16 protein-coding genes and 2 pseudogenes are annotated in these 14275 nt (G+C 41.1%); 14 read left to right on the top strand and 4 right to left on the bottom strand.

Translation table 11 applies throughout. The features are described from left to right. Positions 1 to 24: 24 nt before the first annotated feature. The 5 genes and pseudogenes from AB5170_RS05400 to AB5170_RS05420 form a co-directional block, all read left to right on the top strand. A pseudogene (locus tag AB5170_RS05400) lies at positions 25 to 153 on the top strand (AzlD domain-containing protein); the annotation flags it as partial. 17 nt (positions 154 to 170) lie between these two features. Beyond that, the gene (locus AB5170_RS05405; protein WP_368356938.1) at positions 171 to 281 is read left to right on the top strand and encodes a DUF6783 domain-containing protein; all 111 of its coding nucleotides are present in this window, start codon (positions 171 to 173) and stop codon (positions 279 to 281) included. Positions 282 to 396: 115 nt separating this feature from the next. Next, entirely contained in the window at positions 397 to 1575 is a 1179-nt protein-coding gene (locus AB5170_RS05410) for a PLP-dependent aspartate aminotransferase family protein (protein ID WP_173770929.1), read from the top strand. Next, complete coding sequence (locus AB5170_RS05415) at positions 1556 to 2731, top strand: MalY/PatB family protein (protein ID WP_148462146.1); 1176 nt, start codon at positions 1556 to 1558, stop codon at positions 2729 to 2731. The genes AB5170_RS05410 and AB5170_RS05415 overlap by 20 nt, the downstream gene beginning before the upstream one ends. A gap of 86 nt (positions 2732 to 2817) precedes the next feature. Next, positions 2818 to 3453: a DUF4317 family protein gene (locus AB5170_RS05420; RefSeq protein WP_330382746.1), complete on the top strand. Its 636-nt coding sequence runs from the start codon at positions 2818 to 2820 to the stop codon at positions 3451 to 3453. Between the two features lie 115 nt (positions 3454 to 3568). Here the strand turns inward: AB5170_RS05420 and AB5170_RS05425 are convergent, their stop codons facing one another. Genes AB5170_RS05425 through AB5170_RS05435 form a run of 3 tightly spaced genes read right to left on the bottom strand, consistent with a single transcriptional unit; the run spans position 3569 to position 4899 of the window. Then, positions 3569 to 4018 carry an HD domain-containing protein gene (locus tag AB5170_RS05425; protein WP_118582867.1) on the bottom strand — a complete coding sequence of 150 codons (450 nt, stop codon included), beginning with the start codon at positions 4016 to 4018 and terminating at the stop codon, positions 3569 to 3571. A gap of 3 nt (positions 4019 to 4021) precedes the next feature. Then, positions 4022 to 4780, bottom strand: coding sequence for a hypothetical protein (locus AB5170_RS05430; protein WP_173770928.1), 759 nt, complete (start codon positions 4778 to 4780; stop codon positions 4022 to 4024). Beyond that, complete coding sequence (locus AB5170_RS05435) at positions 4756 to 4899, bottom strand: DUF6783 domain-containing protein (RefSeq protein ID WP_368356933.1); 144 nt, start codon at positions 4897 to 4899, stop codon at positions 4756 to 4758. Before AB5170_RS05435 ends, AB5170_RS05430 begins: the two co-directional genes overlap by 25 nt. 217 nt (positions 4900 to 5116) lie before the next feature. Between AB5170_RS05435 and AB5170_RS05440 the strand changes: the two genes are divergently transcribed. The 3 genes from AB5170_RS05440 to AB5170_RS05450 are packed head-to-tail and all read left to right on the top strand — an operon-like array spanning position 5117 to position 7436. Then, a complete protein-coding gene (locus AB5170_RS05440) occupies positions 5117 to 6289 on the top strand; it encodes a glycosyltransferase (protein ID WP_173770927.1) in 1173 nt (390 codons plus the stop codon). Beyond that, positions 6277 to 7005: a glycosyltransferase family 2 protein gene (locus tag AB5170_RS05445; RefSeq protein ID WP_173770926.1), complete on the top strand. Its 729-nt coding sequence runs from the start codon at positions 6277 to 6279 to the stop codon at positions 7003 to 7005. The genes AB5170_RS05440 and AB5170_RS05445 overlap by 13 nt, the downstream gene beginning before the upstream one ends. After that, entirely contained in the window at positions 7002 to 7436 is a 435-nt protein-coding gene (locus AB5170_RS05450; RefSeq protein ID WP_148462150.1) for a DUF2304 domain-containing protein, read from the top strand. Before AB5170_RS05445 ends, AB5170_RS05450 begins: the two co-directional genes overlap by 4 nt. A 14-nt stretch (positions 7437 to 7450) precedes the next feature. On the opposite strand, the pseudogene AB5170_RS05455 reads toward AB5170_RS05450, so the two are convergent. Then, a pseudogene (locus AB5170_RS05455) lies at positions 7451 to 7504 on the bottom strand (DUF6783 domain-containing protein); the annotation flags it as partial. A 60-nt stretch (positions 7505 to 7564) separates the two neighbouring features. Here AB5170_RS05455 and AB5170_RS05460 point away from each other — a divergent pair. From AB5170_RS05460 to AB5170_RS05485, 6 genes are all read left to right on the top strand, one after another. Then, a complete protein-coding gene (locus AB5170_RS05460) occupies positions 7565 to 8383 on the top strand; it encodes a glycosyltransferase family A protein (protein ID WP_173770925.1) in 819 nt (272 codons plus the stop codon). 20 nt (positions 8384 to 8403) lie between these two features. Next, positions 8404 to 9396, top strand: a complete 993-nt coding sequence (locus AB5170_RS05465; protein WP_148462152.1) for a glycosyltransferase — start codon at positions 8404 to 8406, stop codon at positions 9394 to 9396. A gap of 89 nt (positions 9397 to 9485) precedes the next feature. Then, positions 9486 to 10364, top strand: a complete 879-nt coding sequence (locus AB5170_RS05470; protein WP_148462153.1) for a glycosyltransferase family 2 protein — start codon at positions 9486 to 9488, stop codon at positions 10362 to 10364. A 106-nt stretch (positions 10365 to 10470) separates the two neighbouring features. Further along, a complete protein-coding gene (locus AB5170_RS05475; protein WP_148462154.1) occupies positions 10471 to 11265 on the top strand; it encodes an ABC transporter permease in 795 nt (264 codons plus the stop codon). Between the two features lie 17 nt (positions 11266 to 11282). Next, positions 11283 to 12584 carry an ABC transporter ATP-binding protein gene (locus tag AB5170_RS05480; RefSeq protein WP_148462155.1) on the top strand — a complete coding sequence of 434 codons (1302 nt, stop codon included), beginning with the start codon at positions 11283 to 11285 and terminating at the stop codon, positions 12582 to 12584. A 16-nt stretch (positions 12585 to 12600) separates the two neighbouring features. Then, positions 12601 to 14274 carry a glycosyltransferase family 2 protein gene (locus AB5170_RS05485; RefSeq protein WP_148462156.1) on the top strand — a complete coding sequence of 558 codons (1674 nt, stop codon included), beginning with the start codon at positions 12601 to 12603 and terminating at the stop codon, positions 14272 to 14274. Position 14275: the final 1 nt, after the last annotated feature.

Raw genomic sequence — 14275 nt, forward strand, 5'->3', positions numbered from 1 at the left:
TAACTATGAAGGAACGGAAGCGGACCTTATGGGCTGCCAGAAGCCATTGCGATTTTGTTTATCGTATTTTTGCATAAGTGGAAAAAGAATACACTGCTTAGTATTGGCGGTGGAACGATTTTGTATATGCTGCTGGTGCAGAGGGTGTTTTAGACCGTGTTTGAAAAAGTATTCCCGCAAATTGTGACGCACATCTTGCAGAAAGCCTTTTTCAAACACGCTCTGAAATTGGCAATACACCAAATCTAACATATCTAATCAGATATAGCAATATTCTATAACGAACTCAAGGTAAAATGAATTATACAAAATCCTCTTATCTTGCTATGATATGTTCAGACAAAAAAGAGAGAAAACATTTCTCTGAACGCGATCATACGAATCTGGAGGAAAATCATGGCAAGAGGAATCAATACAAAATGTTTACATTTGGAAGAAGAGGAAGGCTGTTGTAACAATTATGGCTCTATCAGTTTTCCGATTTATCAGACAGCAACATATGAGCATCCGGCAGTAGGCCAGAGTACAGGCTTTGACTACAGCAGACTGCAGAACCCGACCAGAGAGCATCTGGAAAAAATTGTAGCAACTTTGGAAAACGGAATCGATGCACTGGCTTTTTCCACTGGAATGGCAGCAATCACTCTGGTAATGGAGCTGTTTAAACCAGGAGACCATCTGATCATAGATGCAGACCTGTACGGCGGAAGCATCCGGCTTTTTGACAATGTTTCTTCGAAAAACGGGATCCATTTTTCCAGAATCGACTGTTGGAAAGAAAATGTGGAAAGTTATGTAAACGAAAACACAAAAGCAATTTATATTGAAACTCCAACCAACCCCATGATGAATGTCACTGATATTGCGGCACTTGCGGAAATTACAAAAAGACATAATCTCCTTCTCATAGTAGACAATACATTTTTATCTCCATATTTCCAGAATCCACTGGAACTGGGAGCGGACATTGTAGTGCACAGCGGAACCAAATTCCTGGGCGGACATAATGATACCCTGGCAGGATTTCTGGTAACCAACAGAGCGGATATCAGCGAAAAGCTCCGTTTTCTTATTAAAACCACAGGCTCCGGCCTGGCTCCTTTTGACAGCTGGCTGATCCTCCGCGGTATCAAAACTCTTGGAATCCGCATGGAGCAGGCACAGAAAAATGCTTTCAAAATCGCAGAATGGCTGAAAACAAAGAGCGCAGTGACCAGAGTAATCTATCCGGGATTACCAGATCACCCGGGATATGAGATTATGAAAAAGCAGGCCAGAGGATTTGGCTCCATGCTTACCTTCCAGCTGGAAAGCAAGGAGTTTGCCCTTTCTGTTCTGGAAAAAGTGCGGATGATCAAGTTTGCAGAAAGTCTTGGCGGTGTGGAGACGTTGATCACATATCCAACTACCCAGACGCATGCGGATGTGCCGAAGAAGATACGGGAACGCAACGGAATTACAGAGGCAACCCTTCGCCTCTCTGTTGGAATCGAGGATGCCCAGGATCTTCTTGATGAATTTGAAAAAGTATTTGCAGAAACAGAGGAAGAATTATATGGCGGAAAGAAATCTTGATTTTGATAAAGTGATTAACAGAAAAAATACCAGATGTCTGAAATATGATTTTGCAGTAAAAAGGGGCAAGCCGGCAGATGTGCTGCCTCTTTGGGTCGCAGACATGGATTTTGAGACCTCTTCTTATATTGAGGATGCGCTGGTAGAGCGTGCAAAAGAGGGAATTTTCGGATACAGTGAGGTGCAGACCCCTTATTTTGAAATCTTGGCAAACTGGATGAAGACTCATCACAATTGGGACGTCCGGGAGGATTGGCTGATTAAAACGCCAGGAGTTGTTTTTGCCCTGGCTATGGCGGTGAAAGCATACACGCAGCCGGGAGACAGTGTGCTGATCCAGCTTCCCGTTTATTATCCTTTTTCAGAAGTTATTCAGGATAATGGCAGAAAAGTGGTGAGCAGCAACCTTTATCAAGGAGAAGACAACCGTTATCACACCGATTTTCAGGATTTTGAGAAGAAAATCGTGGAGGAAAATGTGAAACTGTTTTTCCTGTGTAATCCCCACAATCCGGTGGGAAGAGTGTGGAGCGCAGAAGAATTGGAAAAATTAGGAGATATCTGCGTAAAGAATGGTGTGACCGTTGTCAGTGATGAAATCCATCAGGATTTTGTTTTTAAGGGAAAGCATCAGGTGTTTGCCGGTCTGAAAAAGGAGTTTCAGGATATTTCCATTACCTGCACTTCTCCAAGTAAAACTTTCAATCTTGCAAGTATGATGATTTCCAATATTTTTATTCCCAATCCGGAGCTTCGCCGAAAATTCCGGAAGCAGCTGGATGCGGCAGGAATCAGCCAGCTTGGGGTTCTGGGACTGGTGGCAACAGAGGCCGCTTATTCCAAGGGAGAAGAGTGGTACCAGGCGATGCATGCTTATGTGGAGGCGAACATCAACTACACAAAAGAGTATGTGGAAAAATATCTGCCTGGGGTAAAGATGACAGATCTGGAAGGCACGTATCTGGTGTGGCTAGACTTCCGTGAGACAGGCCTGACTGTTGAGGAACTGGAGGATTTGATCCTTAACAAGGCCAGACTTTGGCTTGACAGTGGAAAGATTTTCGGAAAAGCAGGCGAAGGATTCCAAAGGATTAATGTGGCGTGTCCAAGGGCAACGCTGACGGAGGCGTTGGAGCGGATTAGAAAAGCGTTTTAAATGGAGATATTTTTACTTTCAGTTGTGTATAGCGCATAGGAATGGTAAAATAGAAAAAACATTTTGCGTATACACAGGAGAAAACCATGACCAACAAAATCGACCGTGAAGATATGCTGGCGCTGACCAGGAGGATGAATGTTGCCCGGAGTTCTTTTACAAGGATTGCGGGATGTTATGTGGATAAGGACGGGGACTTTGACGGCAGCTTTAACGTGAATTTTTTAAAGCTGTCTGCCGCAGAAAAGAAGAAAAACATTGAGCTTGCCAAGGTAGTTCCCTTTGCAGCAACAAATGTAAATCTGAAACGTTATGAATTTGCAGATGCAGACAGAAGGCCAGGAACCGTGTGGCAGCTTTTGATGGCAATCCGGGAATGTGGGCTGAAAAACGATGCTCTTATGGACAGCTTCTATGATCTTGTAATGGAGAATTATAAAAGCAGGAGACCTTATGCAGTTTATATTTTCCACGACAGATATGATATTCCGGCAAAGGCAGCAGATAAGGAGCGGCTGGGGGAATCAGAAGCTGTTTTTGAATATCTGATCTGTGTAATTTGTCCTCTTGCAGATGAATACGAGCCAGGTGAGCCGGAGTGCGGCTTTCTTTTTCCGGCATATACAGATGGAGGCGCAGACCTGAACCATGTTGCCGTGTTCCAGAAGGATGCAGACAGACCGCATCTGGAACTGGTGAGGTCGATTTTGCGGGTGAAATAATAAAAATTTAACAGTTGCTTTTGCAAAATATAAAAAAGGTACTCTGTTATATTGGTATCAACATAATTGATATTAATATAACAGAGTACCTTTTTACATAGTCTGGAGTTCTACTTTATGGGATATTTTCGTATTCCCGTATGATCTCCTTTGCAGCTGCATACTTCGTCCGCCAGTGCTTTAGCTGCATTGGATCCGGCGTGACGGAAGAAAGCCGTGTTTCATCTGAATTATGGGCGAGATCCGCAATCTTTACCTTACGAGCCAGCGGATTTTCGCAAAGTCTGCGCACATAATCCAGATAATCATCGGAAGGAGCGTGTGTAAGCAGCTGGACTGCCTCTGTGATCTCTCTTGGAAATTCCGCTTCCAGATCAGGAAGAGTCAGGGCAGTATCTTCCAGAACGTCATGAAGCAGGGCAATGCAGGTGGTAGTTTCATCTGTCATTTGTTCTGCAAGATGAACCGGGTGAAGAATATAAGGAACCCCACTCTGGTCGTATTGTCCTTCGTGTGCTTTATATGCAATTTTTATAGCTTTTATGGTTAAGGGAGTATAGACCATAGTTTATTCTGCAGGTGCAGCCTCCGTGTCTGTATTTAATGGAGTAAAAGCTGCCAGAATTTCATCTGCTTCTGCTGTGGTATCTGTGGTGTATGATAAAATAATGGAGACAAACTTTCCTCCCTGTTTGCGGGTACAATATTTCTGAAGAATTTCATAGTCATTGACTGCCACACTTGTTTCCATAACACGGAAATCCTGCCCGGCAATCTGTATATCTGTTACGTCCGAATAAGTATAGCCCATCCCGGTAGCATCCAACATCTGCTGTGCAGCCAGAAAATACTGGTCAACAGTCATATTCTCCAAAGAAGCATCCTCGACAACTAAGGAAACATTAGGAAAACCAGAGATGGAAGAAGCCATCATTTCATAAACAGTGCCGGACAAAGCATCCTCTCCAAGTTCCACCCCGGAAGCTTCCTCCAGAGTAGTCTGGCCCTGCTTCATAACAGACTGAAGCTCTTCCTCTGTATTCATGACTACTGTTTCCGGCGGTGTGAATTTCAGATTCAGCCACTCACTCTGAAAATCAGTGTCTGTGATGGTGCCTTTTTCATAAGGGATATCAGAAGTATCGGTTGTCTCCTGTGCAGTGCCGTCAGTGCTGCCCGCTGATGCCTCTTGTTCATTATCTGTATTTGTCATAGCTGCTGCATCAGCTGTCTGTGAGGTCTCCTCCGCCAGTACTGGAACAACAGCACCGGTGCAAAGGGAAAAAGCCAGCACAGCCGGTATTAGTAAGCTCTTTTTTCTTCGCATGAATTCGGTATCCTCCTAAGATTTATAATGCCAGAAAAGTTTGATGCATTCATTGAATAAAGAGGGGGATAAAATATCCCACAAATTGTGACGCACATTTTGCAGAAAGCCTTTTTCAAACATGCTCTGATGTCGTGAAACTATTATAGCAAATTCGAAATTACTTTCCTAGTGATAAAAGGTAGAAAAAAACGTGAAAAAATTGTGAAGGGTTACTGTTCGCTGGTGATTTGCTGTGGGGAGTTGCGTTTCCTGTCATATTTCGTTATAATAAAAACCAAAGACTCAAAAACAGATTTTTACCGATTGACAACTTATTATACAAGGAGTTTCTATATGAGCTTTTGGAATACCCTGAAACAGAAATTACGAAGCTTTATTCCGGTAAGCCGCACCTATATGGACAATAAGCTGCGTGAACTGGAAAAAGAGAATAAACGCCAGGAAAAAATCCTCCTGGAGCTTCAGAAAAACAGCCAGTCCATGCTGGAGCTGAAGGAATATGTGTCACAGGAACTGCATCGCCGGGACGACTGGGGAAAGCGGGCTGCACAGGTGCAGCGTGAAGCGAAAGAACGCCAGATCTGGGTGATCAAATGTCCTGCTCCTGAGGAAAAAAAGATCCGTTGGGGCGATTATGCGTATGCAGTTGCCTTGAAACGTTACCTGGATCGAATGGGAATGTACACTATAATTGACCTGCACGAAGACTGGGACTGTGAAGTAAACGCAGATGTGGTTCTTGTACTTCGAGGCTGCGAATTTTACCGTCCGGATCGCCGGAACACCAAATGCCTCTACATTATGTGGAATATCAGCCACCCGGAAATGGTTACTCAAGAAGAATACCAGCTCTATGATATTGTATGCGTAGGTTCCCGCCATTATGCCAGGGAGCTTCAGGCGAAGCTTACGGTTCCTGTTTATCCATTGCTTCAGTGTACAGACACTGAGCTTTTTTACCCGGATCAGGAAGCTGAATGCAGCCGTGGAAAAGATTATTTATTTATTGGAAATTCCCGTGGTGTGGCCCGCCCATGTGTATTATGGGCAGCACAGGATAAACTTCCGCTGAAAATCTGGGGTGCCGGCTGGAAAGCCATGTTAGGTTCGGATAAGACCATGGTACAGGATGTTTTTATCGAAAACAGCCAGATTCCCGCCCTTTACCGAAGTGCCTGCGTCACCTTGAATGACCACTGGAAAGACATGCTGGATTACCAGTTTGTGAATAATCGCATTTTCGATGCCCTGGCCTGCGGTCTCCCGGTAATATCTGACTGCTGCGATGAGCTCAGAAAAATCTTTCCGGAAGCAGTGCTGTACTATAGCAATAAAGAAGAATTCCACCAGTGCGTGAAGAAAATTGAGAACAACTATGAAGAAGTGAAAGCAAAAGTTGATAAGCAGTGGCCGGTGATTAAGGAGCAATATTCTTTTGAGGCGAGAGCACGGGAACTGGTGGAGATTGTGGAGAAACACAGAACGGAGAATTCATGGCTTCAATAAAAACAATATCAAAAATTCTGATCATTATACCAGCTTACAATGAAGCTGGATGTATAGAAAAGGTAGTAGACAACCTGGAAAAGAATTATCCTCAATATGATTACGTGGTGATCAATGATGGCTCCACCGATGACACCCGTAAGATATGCGCCCGCCGCGGTTATAATTTCATGGATCTTCCTGTAAACACCGGACTTTCCGGCGCGATCAAAAGCGGTATGCGCTATGCGAACTATTATGGATATGATTACGTTCTCCAGCTGGACGGCGATGGTCAGCATGATCCAAAGTATATAGAGGATATGATTACGGAGATGGAGCGGACCGGTTGTGACATTGTGATCGGGTCCAGATTTAAAACCCAGCGGAAGCCTGTTAATTCCAGAATGATTGGAAGCCAGCTGCTTACCTACGCCATCATGATAACCACAGGCGGGAAATATATTGGAGATGTAACTTCCGGAATGCGCCTTTTTAATAAGCGCATGATCAAACGCTTTGGCTACGATATCAATTACAGTCCGGAGCCGGATACCCTGGCATACCTTTTGAATTGCGGGGTAAAGATTGAAGAAGTGCAGGTAGAAATGCACGAGCGAATTGCCGGAACCAGCTACCTGGATTTCAAAAATTCCATTTGGTATATGATGAAAATGTTCTTTTCTATTTTTATTTTTCAATGGGTGCGTAGACGAGAGAAAGGAGACAAAAAATGAGCGACACGCTGAAAGGTTTACTTATTATTGCCTCTGTTCTGACTGTTGGATGGATTCTTCGAAAAATCCGAAAAAATAAAGTCAAAATGGAGGACGCTATTTTCTGGATTTTTTTTGCGGCCATTTTACTTTTGCTGGCAATCTTTCCGGAAATTTCCTATGAATTGTGTCGTATATTCGGAATTATGTCACCAAGTAATCTGGTGTTTCTGGTGATCATTTTCCTGCTGGTGGAAAAAATATTTACCTTATCTATTATTGTATCTCAGCTGGAAGACAAGATTGGAGTGTTATCTGCAGAAGTTGCGCTTCGTTCCAAGGCTGAGAATAAGAAGATTGATAAAGTAGATGAGAAAGAGACGTTATTGGAACGGGAAGAAGTAGAAAAGCAGGAGATAGAGGCAGAAATTGGTATTGGAGAAGGAAGATGACCAATGGTTTCCTTGAAAATCATTCCAGCAATCTGTACTCCCCACTTTGGGGTATATTTTGCAGAAAGCCTTTTTCAAACATGTTCTGGAATGCATATATCTAAAAGTTTATAGAAAAAATGAAAAATATGGGATTAAAGAATTTTGATAATAGTAATAAAATAAATCTTCATACATTTGCGGTATGCGCGTACGGTGAGAGTCCGTATTTGGAAGAATGTGTACAGTCTCTTCTGGCGCAGAAAGTCAGAACCAGAATTCTGATCGCGACTTCAACTCCCAATTCATATATATATGGAATTGGTGAGAAGTATGGAATACCTGTTCATATAAACCACGGTGAAAAAGGTCTTGCCGGAGATTGGAATTTTGCCTATAGCTGTGCAACAACACCGCTTGTAACCCTCGCTCATCAGGATGACAGATATTATGTAAACTACACGGAGGATGTACTGGCAGCTGCGAAGAAATGTCATCATCCTCTTATTATTTTTACAGACTATAATGAACTTCGAAATGGAAAAACGGTGACAACTAACCGGCTTCTTAAGGTAAAACGTCTGCTTCTGACTCCTCTGAAACTGACTGTCTTTTGGAAAAACCGTTTTGTTCGGAGGAGAATTCTCTCCATAGGATCGGCTATCTGTTGCCCTGCAGTCACCCTTGTAAAAGAAAATCTGGACAGTTTTTCCTTTAAAAATAACATGAAAAGCAACATTGACTGGCAGGCATGGGAAGAAATTTCCAGGCGAAAAGGCGAGTTTGCATACACTGCAAGGGCAGGAATGGAGCACCGGATCCATCAGGAATCCACAACCTCGGAACTGATTGAGGAAAACGGAAGAAGAGCGGAAGACTTATATATGTTCCGGAAATTTTGGCCGGGGTGGGTTGCGAAAATGATTGAGAAGGTTTACCAGAAGAGTGAAGAATCTAATGAGGTGTGAAGAGAATTAAGGAGAAAATCATGCCGGAAGTATCTGTCATTATTCCAGTATATAATAGTGAAAAATATGTAGAAAAATGTATCTGCTCGGTTATGGCGCAGACTTTACCCGAACTGGAAATCATTATAATCAATGATGGGAGTATAGATGAAAGCGGGAAAATTCTGCGTAAATTGGCGCAGAAAGACAGCCGGATTATTCTGTTAGAACAGGAAAATAAAGGCGTGGCAGCAGCCAGAAACCTGGGTGTAGAGAAAGCGACCGGAAAATACCTTACATTTGTGGATGGAGACGATTACCTGCAGGAAGACTATATTGAAAAAATGTACAGTCTTGCGGAAAAAGAAACTCTTGATATGGTAATATGTGGCCTGACTTATGTGGACGAAGGTGGAAAAGAGCTGAATAAGATTATTCCGGGTGTGTATAAACGTTTGGAAAATGAGGAGTGGACATTCCGAATTTCAGCAGTATGTTCCCATTTATACAAACGGGAACTGTGGGAAAAGTATGACGTGAAATTTCAAAGCGGTGAGCGAGGGGAGGATATGCCGGTTTCTTTGTTTTTTTCTGCTGTATGTCCAAGAATCGCTACCTTGCCGGAATGCGGGTATTATTATGTGCAGCACGCATCGTCAGCGATTCACAATTTCAAAGGTTTGGAAAAATACTCTCTTCCGTATAAAGGCCTGGAAAATACTTTAACCAGAGTAAATAAAATTGGAATTCAGAACAGTCCGGAATTCTATGAGCTGTTTGTTATGAGGATTTTTGCAACCTGTCTGTTTCAGCTCGCCCCGGGAGCAAGATGGGAGAAAATCAGGGAATTGTGCGATTATATCAGCTGTACGGTAAATATGTATTTTCCAGCTTATTGGAAAAACAGTAAAGCAAAGCTAAATGCAAAGGTGGACATTCCATTTACGCAGAAAGCAGCAGTAAAAGTATTGATTCTTTTATTAAAAACGAAACTTCTTAGGCCCTTTGGCTGGCTGATCAGTAAAAAAAAATAACAAAAAAGATTGTGTGGCGTGCTATTTCCAATGCTTCATATTTTAAATGTTGAAGTAAAATTTCAGTAGAAATATTAAGAGGAAAACAAATGGAATACGTAAGCTTTGTGATATTACATTATAAAGATTATTCAGTAACGGATACCTGTGTCAGGTCTATATTGGCAATGGAACAGCAGGAACGTATCCGGATTGTGATCGTAGACAACGACATTCAGAAAAAAGAAAAAGACAGACAGGAACTGCTCCAAAAATATCAGGGGAATTCCAGAATCAAGGTTTTGCAGATAAAAGAAAATGGCGGCTTTTCTTATGCAAATAATCAAGGGTATCAGTACGCCAGAGAACATTTTGGGAAAAGCTATATCATTGTTTTGAATAATGACATTGAATTTACACAAAAAGACTTTATCAGCAGACTGGAAAAAAGTTATGTAAATAATCAATGCTATGTTCTGGGTCCCGATGTGATCAGGCAGAGTACCGGTGAACATCAGAACCCAATGGATACCAGACTTAGAACCAAAGAAGAAGCAGAATATACTATAAAAATGAACCGCCTGGCGTTACGTTTTTATCCAGTCATGTATCCTGTTGTTTACCATATGCTTCAAAAAGCGGAAAAAAACAAGATAGAAAATCAGAAACAACATATGACACTTTATAGTCAGCTTCAGAAAAATATTGTCCCTTTTGGCGCCTGTCTTATTTTTACTCCATCATTTGTCGAAAAAGAAGAAAAAGCCTTTGAGCCGGAAACCCGGTTTTTCTACGAAGAATATATACTGGCGCTGCGCTGTCAGCGAAAAGGCTATAATATTGTGTATGATCCTTCCATGTCGGTGAAACATGAAAGCGGTGCAGCAACCAAGAAAAGCTATGGGACAGAAAAGAAGCGGATTCGGTTTATGATGGAGAAGACTGTGGGGGCGTGTGAGGTTTATTTGGAGATGCTGGGAGAAGAGTAAGTCTGAGAGATACTTTTTCATGTGGTTTTCTTGCGTTTTATATACATATATGATAAGATAACTTCGATTTAAAAGGACAAATATTTGAAATGATCAGGTGGAATACATGAAAAAATGGTGTGAGAAATTGAAAGGAAATTTATTTTTTGTTAGTCAGTTTGCATTGGATGATTTTAAAACAAAATATGCCGGTTCTGTGTTGGGATTTTTCTGGGCATTTGTTCAGCCGGTTATTACGGTATTAATATACTGGTTCATCTTTCAGATTGGATTCAAAAATGGAGATGTAGACGGCTATCCATTCATATTATGGCTGGTATCCGGCTTATTGCCATGGTTTTTTGTAAGTGATTCTATTACAAATGCAACTTCAAGCTTAGTAGAATACAGTTATCTTGTAAAAAAGGTTTTGTTTAATATTAATATATTGCCAGTTGCAAGAGTTGTATCTGTGTTTTTTGTACAATTATTTTTAATTGGTTTTACAGCGATATTATTTATCGTATATGGACAGATGCCAAGTGTGTATTGGTTACAGTTAGTTTATTATATTGTCTACATGCTTCTTGTATGCATTGGAATATCGTATTTCACTGCATCACTTTTTGTTTTTTTTAGGGATGTCGTTCAAATCGTATCCATTGTTCTACAGATTGTTTTCTGGATAACACCGATTGTATGGCAGATGAGTATTTTTGATGAAAAGGTACAGTGGGCACTGAACTTTAATCCTTTGTTTTATCCGGTACGAGGCTATCGTGACGCATTGATGAGTGGAAAATGCTTTTGGGAATATGGATTCGGATGGAATTTGTATTATTGGCTGATTGCGTTGGCTTTTTGTTTAATAGGAATGAGCTGCTTCAAAAAATTAAAACAGCATTTTGCTGACGTATTATAGAAGTGAGGATATTAGGAATGCAAAATTATGCAGTGAATATAGAAAATTTGAATAAAACATATCGCTTATATAATAAACCGTCTGATCGTGTAAAGGAAGCGTTAGGCTTTGGCAAGAAGCAGAGTAAAACTTTTGAGGCGCTTAAGGATGTAAGCTTCAATGTGAAAAAAGGCGAGACAGTGGGGATTATCGGAACGAATGGTGCCGGTAAATCTACTTTGCTGAAAATTGTAACCGGAGTTTTAAGTCCGACAGCAGGAAATATTCAGATAGAAGGTAAGGTTTCTGCTTTATTGGAACTTGGAGCTGGCTTTAATGAAGAATATTCTGGAATAGAAAATATATATTTGAATGGCCGTATGATGGGTTATTCACGTAAGGAAATGGATGAGCGCCTTAACGGAATCGTAGAATTTGCGGATATTGGAGACTTTATCAATCAGCCGGTGAAAACTTACTCAAGCGGTATGTTTGCACGTTTGGCTTTCGCAGTTGCGATTAATGTGGAACCAGATATTCTTATTGTAGATGAAGCACTGAGTGTTGGAGACATTTTCTTCCAGAACAAGTGTTTTAAAAAATTTGATGAGTTAAAACGAAATGGCGTTACGATTCTTTTTGTATCTCATGATATCGGAAGTGTACGCCAGATGTGTTCCAGAGTTTTATGGCTTGATCATGGTACGGTCAGAGCCTTTGGCGAAGCTGCGCATATTTGTGATATGTATATGGACGAAAAGCGAAAATCAGCAGAATATGTGGCCGGACATATTCAGGATGAAGTTGCAGGGAATGTCTTCATGGAAAAAATTGATGAAGAGAGAAAATATCCCAAGATCAGTTTTGTGGAGGATCGTTTTCACAATGACAGTGTGGCAATCCGTTCTCTGTTTTTTACAGATTCCGAAGATAAAGCGGTAAATCGACTGTACGTTGATAAAACTTATCGAACTCATGTAGTAATTGAGTGTATGAAAGATGCACCAAGCCTGATTGTTGGATTTGTGTTGGAGAATAATAAAGGACTTCCTCTGTTTGATATTAACAATTTTATTAATCAGGGCGAAGTGGTCAACGGAAAGAAAAATGACATTATTGAGATCGTGTACGAATATACATTGCCGCGTATCATGAATGGTGTTTATCTGGTAGGAGCAGCGGTAGGTCAGGGTACACAGTCTAAGCATGAAATGCTTACCTGGCTTCATGGTATTATGGAACTGGAAGTCGTAAATCAAGGTTACAATTCTTCTTATATTGAAATTCCAAGCAAGATCAGAGCCTTTTCCAATCGACAGGAAAATGTAATGTTTCTATAGAATTTGTGGGTAAAATATGGATATTGTAATTGTTACATATAATTCTGAAAAATGGATAAAAAGGTGCCTGGATTCTCTGCTGAAGGCAAAGGCACTTTCTTCAGATCTGAAGTTGTTTTTTGTGGATAATCATTCCAGTGATCAGACGGTAGAATTGCTGACTGCTTATGAAAAGAAAGACGACTTCAGCCGTTTTGAGATTATTCAGCAGGAACAGAATCAGGGTTTTGGAAATGCTAACAATCTAGGAGCATCCTTTGGAAAGGATGAAATTGTTTGCTTTTTGAACGTTGATACAGAGGTATTCGAAGATACTTTTAAGCGGCTGGAAGAGATAATTGCAGAGTCATCGAAAGAAATCGGAGCCTGGGAATTCAGACAGCTGCCATATGAGCATCCCAAAATTTATGATCCTGTTACTGGCATTACAAGTTGGATGTCCGGAGCAGCATTTGCAGTACGCAGAGAAATTTTTGAAAAACTTCAGGGGTTTGATAAAAATATTTTTATGTATGCGGAGGACGTGGATTTCAGTTGGCGTCTGAGAGCATCCGATTACAAAATTAAATATTGTCCGACTGTGAAAATAATGCATTATTCGTACGAAAGCATTGGAGCGGTGAAGCCGGCGCAGTATGTAAATTCTCTGATTAATAATCTGCTGCTGCGATATCGTTTTGGCAGCTTTTCCGATGTGATGAGAGGCTATTTTCAGTTTGCAATAGTGTTTTTTTTACATCGGGCCCCCTATCCGGGAGCAAAAAAACAATTGCTTCAGGCTTTTGCGGCACATTTTTCATGTATCTCTTCTTTTAATAATAAAAGTTATGCCAGGGCGCAGGTGGGACAGTTCCTGGAGTGGGATTATGAAATTACGCGTGACAATAAAATCCAAACACAGAAGGATTGTGAATTTTGTCCTTTGGTTTCCATTATTGTGCGAACCTGTCAGCGTGCAGAAGTTTTAAGAGAAGCGTTGATCAGCATCCGAAATCAGACGTATTCCAATATAGAGGTTATAGTGGTGGAAGATGGTGAGGCTTCTGCTGAAAAAATGATCGTAGAAGAATTTTCAGATTTGAATATCCGATATTATTCCACCGGAAAGAAAGCCGGACGTTCAGAAGCGGGAAATCTTGCATTATCGAAAGCAGCCGGGGAATATATTAATTTTCTGGACGATGATGATATCTTTTTTGCGGATCATGTAGAAACCCTGGTACAGGCTTTGGCGCAGAACAGAAAATATCTTGCAGCATATGCATTTGGATTTGAGACTCCGGTTGTTGTAGAAAGCACCTCTCCGTACAAATACCATATTAAAGCTTATAATAAGCGATATACGACTGCATTTGATGAAGTAGAGCTGTGTTATCATAATTTTATACCAATACAATGCATTATGTTCTCGAGACGTCTTTATGAAGAATTTGGGGGCTTTGACAGCTCACTGGATTATCTGGAGGACTGGGATTTATGGGTAAGGTATGCACAAAGGACAAAGTATATTTGTGTGGAAAAAACAACATCTTTGTATAGAGTTCCTTTTGAACAGAAGATTCAGAAAGAACGACAGCATCAATTAGACGAGGCATTAAAAACAGTACGAAAAAAACACGAATCCTATGAGATTCCTGTGAGTGCAGCAAGACTGGCTGTATATGGAAAAAAACGAATATGGGAGAAATAAT

Origin of the sequence: Ruminococcus sp. RTP21484sp1_RTP21281st1_A8_RTP21281_210402 (assembly GCF_040914025.1) — a bacterium.
GTDB classification, from domain to species: domain Bacteria; phylum Bacillota; class Clostridia; order Lachnospirales; family Lachnospiraceae; genus Blautia_A; species Blautia_A faecis.

What these genes read in the sequence shown, in the direction of transcription:
- AB5170_RS05445 (WP_173770926.1), top strand. Translation starts at nt 6,277, where the DNA reads ATGGCTTCAATAAAAACAATATCAAAAATTCTGATCATTATACCAGCT.
- AB5170_RS05425 (WP_118582867.1), bottom strand. Translation starts at nt 4,018, where the DNA reads ATGGTCTATACTCCCTTAACCATAAAAGCTATAAAAATTGCATATAAA.
- AB5170_RS05485 (WP_148462156.1), top strand. Translation starts at nt 12,601, where the DNA reads ATGGATATTGTAATTGTTACATATAATTCTGAAAAATGGATAAAAAGG.
- AB5170_RS05440 (WP_173770927.1), top strand. Translation starts at nt 5,117, where the DNA reads ATGAGCTTTTGGAATACCCTGAAACAGAAATTACGAAGCTTTATTCCG.
- AB5170_RS05465 (WP_148462152.1), top strand. Translation starts at nt 8,404, where the DNA reads ATGCCGGAAGTATCTGTCATTATTCCAGTATATAATAGTGAAAAATAT.
- AB5170_RS05420 (WP_330382746.1), top strand. Translation starts at nt 2,818, where the DNA reads ATGACCAACAAAATCGACCGTGAAGATATGCTGGCGCTGACCAGGAGG.
- AB5170_RS05475 (WP_148462154.1), top strand. Translation starts at nt 10,471, where the DNA reads ATGAAAAAATGGTGTGAGAAATTGAAAGGAAATTTATTTTTTGTTAGT.
- AB5170_RS05470 (WP_148462153.1), top strand. Translation starts at nt 9,486, where the DNA reads ATGGAATACGTAAGCTTTGTGATATTACATTATAAAGATTATTCAGTA.
- AB5170_RS05480 (WP_148462155.1), top strand. Translation starts at nt 11,283, where the DNA reads ATGCAAAATTATGCAGTGAATATAGAAAATTTGAATAAAACATATCGC.
- AB5170_RS05460 (WP_173770925.1), top strand. Translation starts at nt 7,565, where the DNA reads ATGGGATTAAAGAATTTTGATAATAGTAATAAAATAAATCTTCATACA.
- AB5170_RS05415 (WP_148462146.1), top strand. Translation starts at nt 1,556, where the DNA reads ATGGCGGAAAGAAATCTTGATTTTGATAAAGTGATTAACAGAAAAAAT.
- AB5170_RS05430 (WP_173770928.1), bottom strand. Translation starts at nt 4,780, where the DNA reads ATGCGAAGAAAAAAGAGCTTACTAATACCGGCTGTGCTGGCTTTTTCC.
- AB5170_RS05450 (WP_148462150.1), top strand. Translation starts at nt 7,002, where the DNA reads ATGAGCGACACGCTGAAAGGTTTACTTATTATTGCCTCTGTTCTGACT.
- AB5170_RS05410 (WP_173770929.1), top strand. Translation starts at nt 397, where the DNA reads ATGGCAAGAGGAATCAATACAAAATGTTTACATTTGGAAGAAGAGGAA.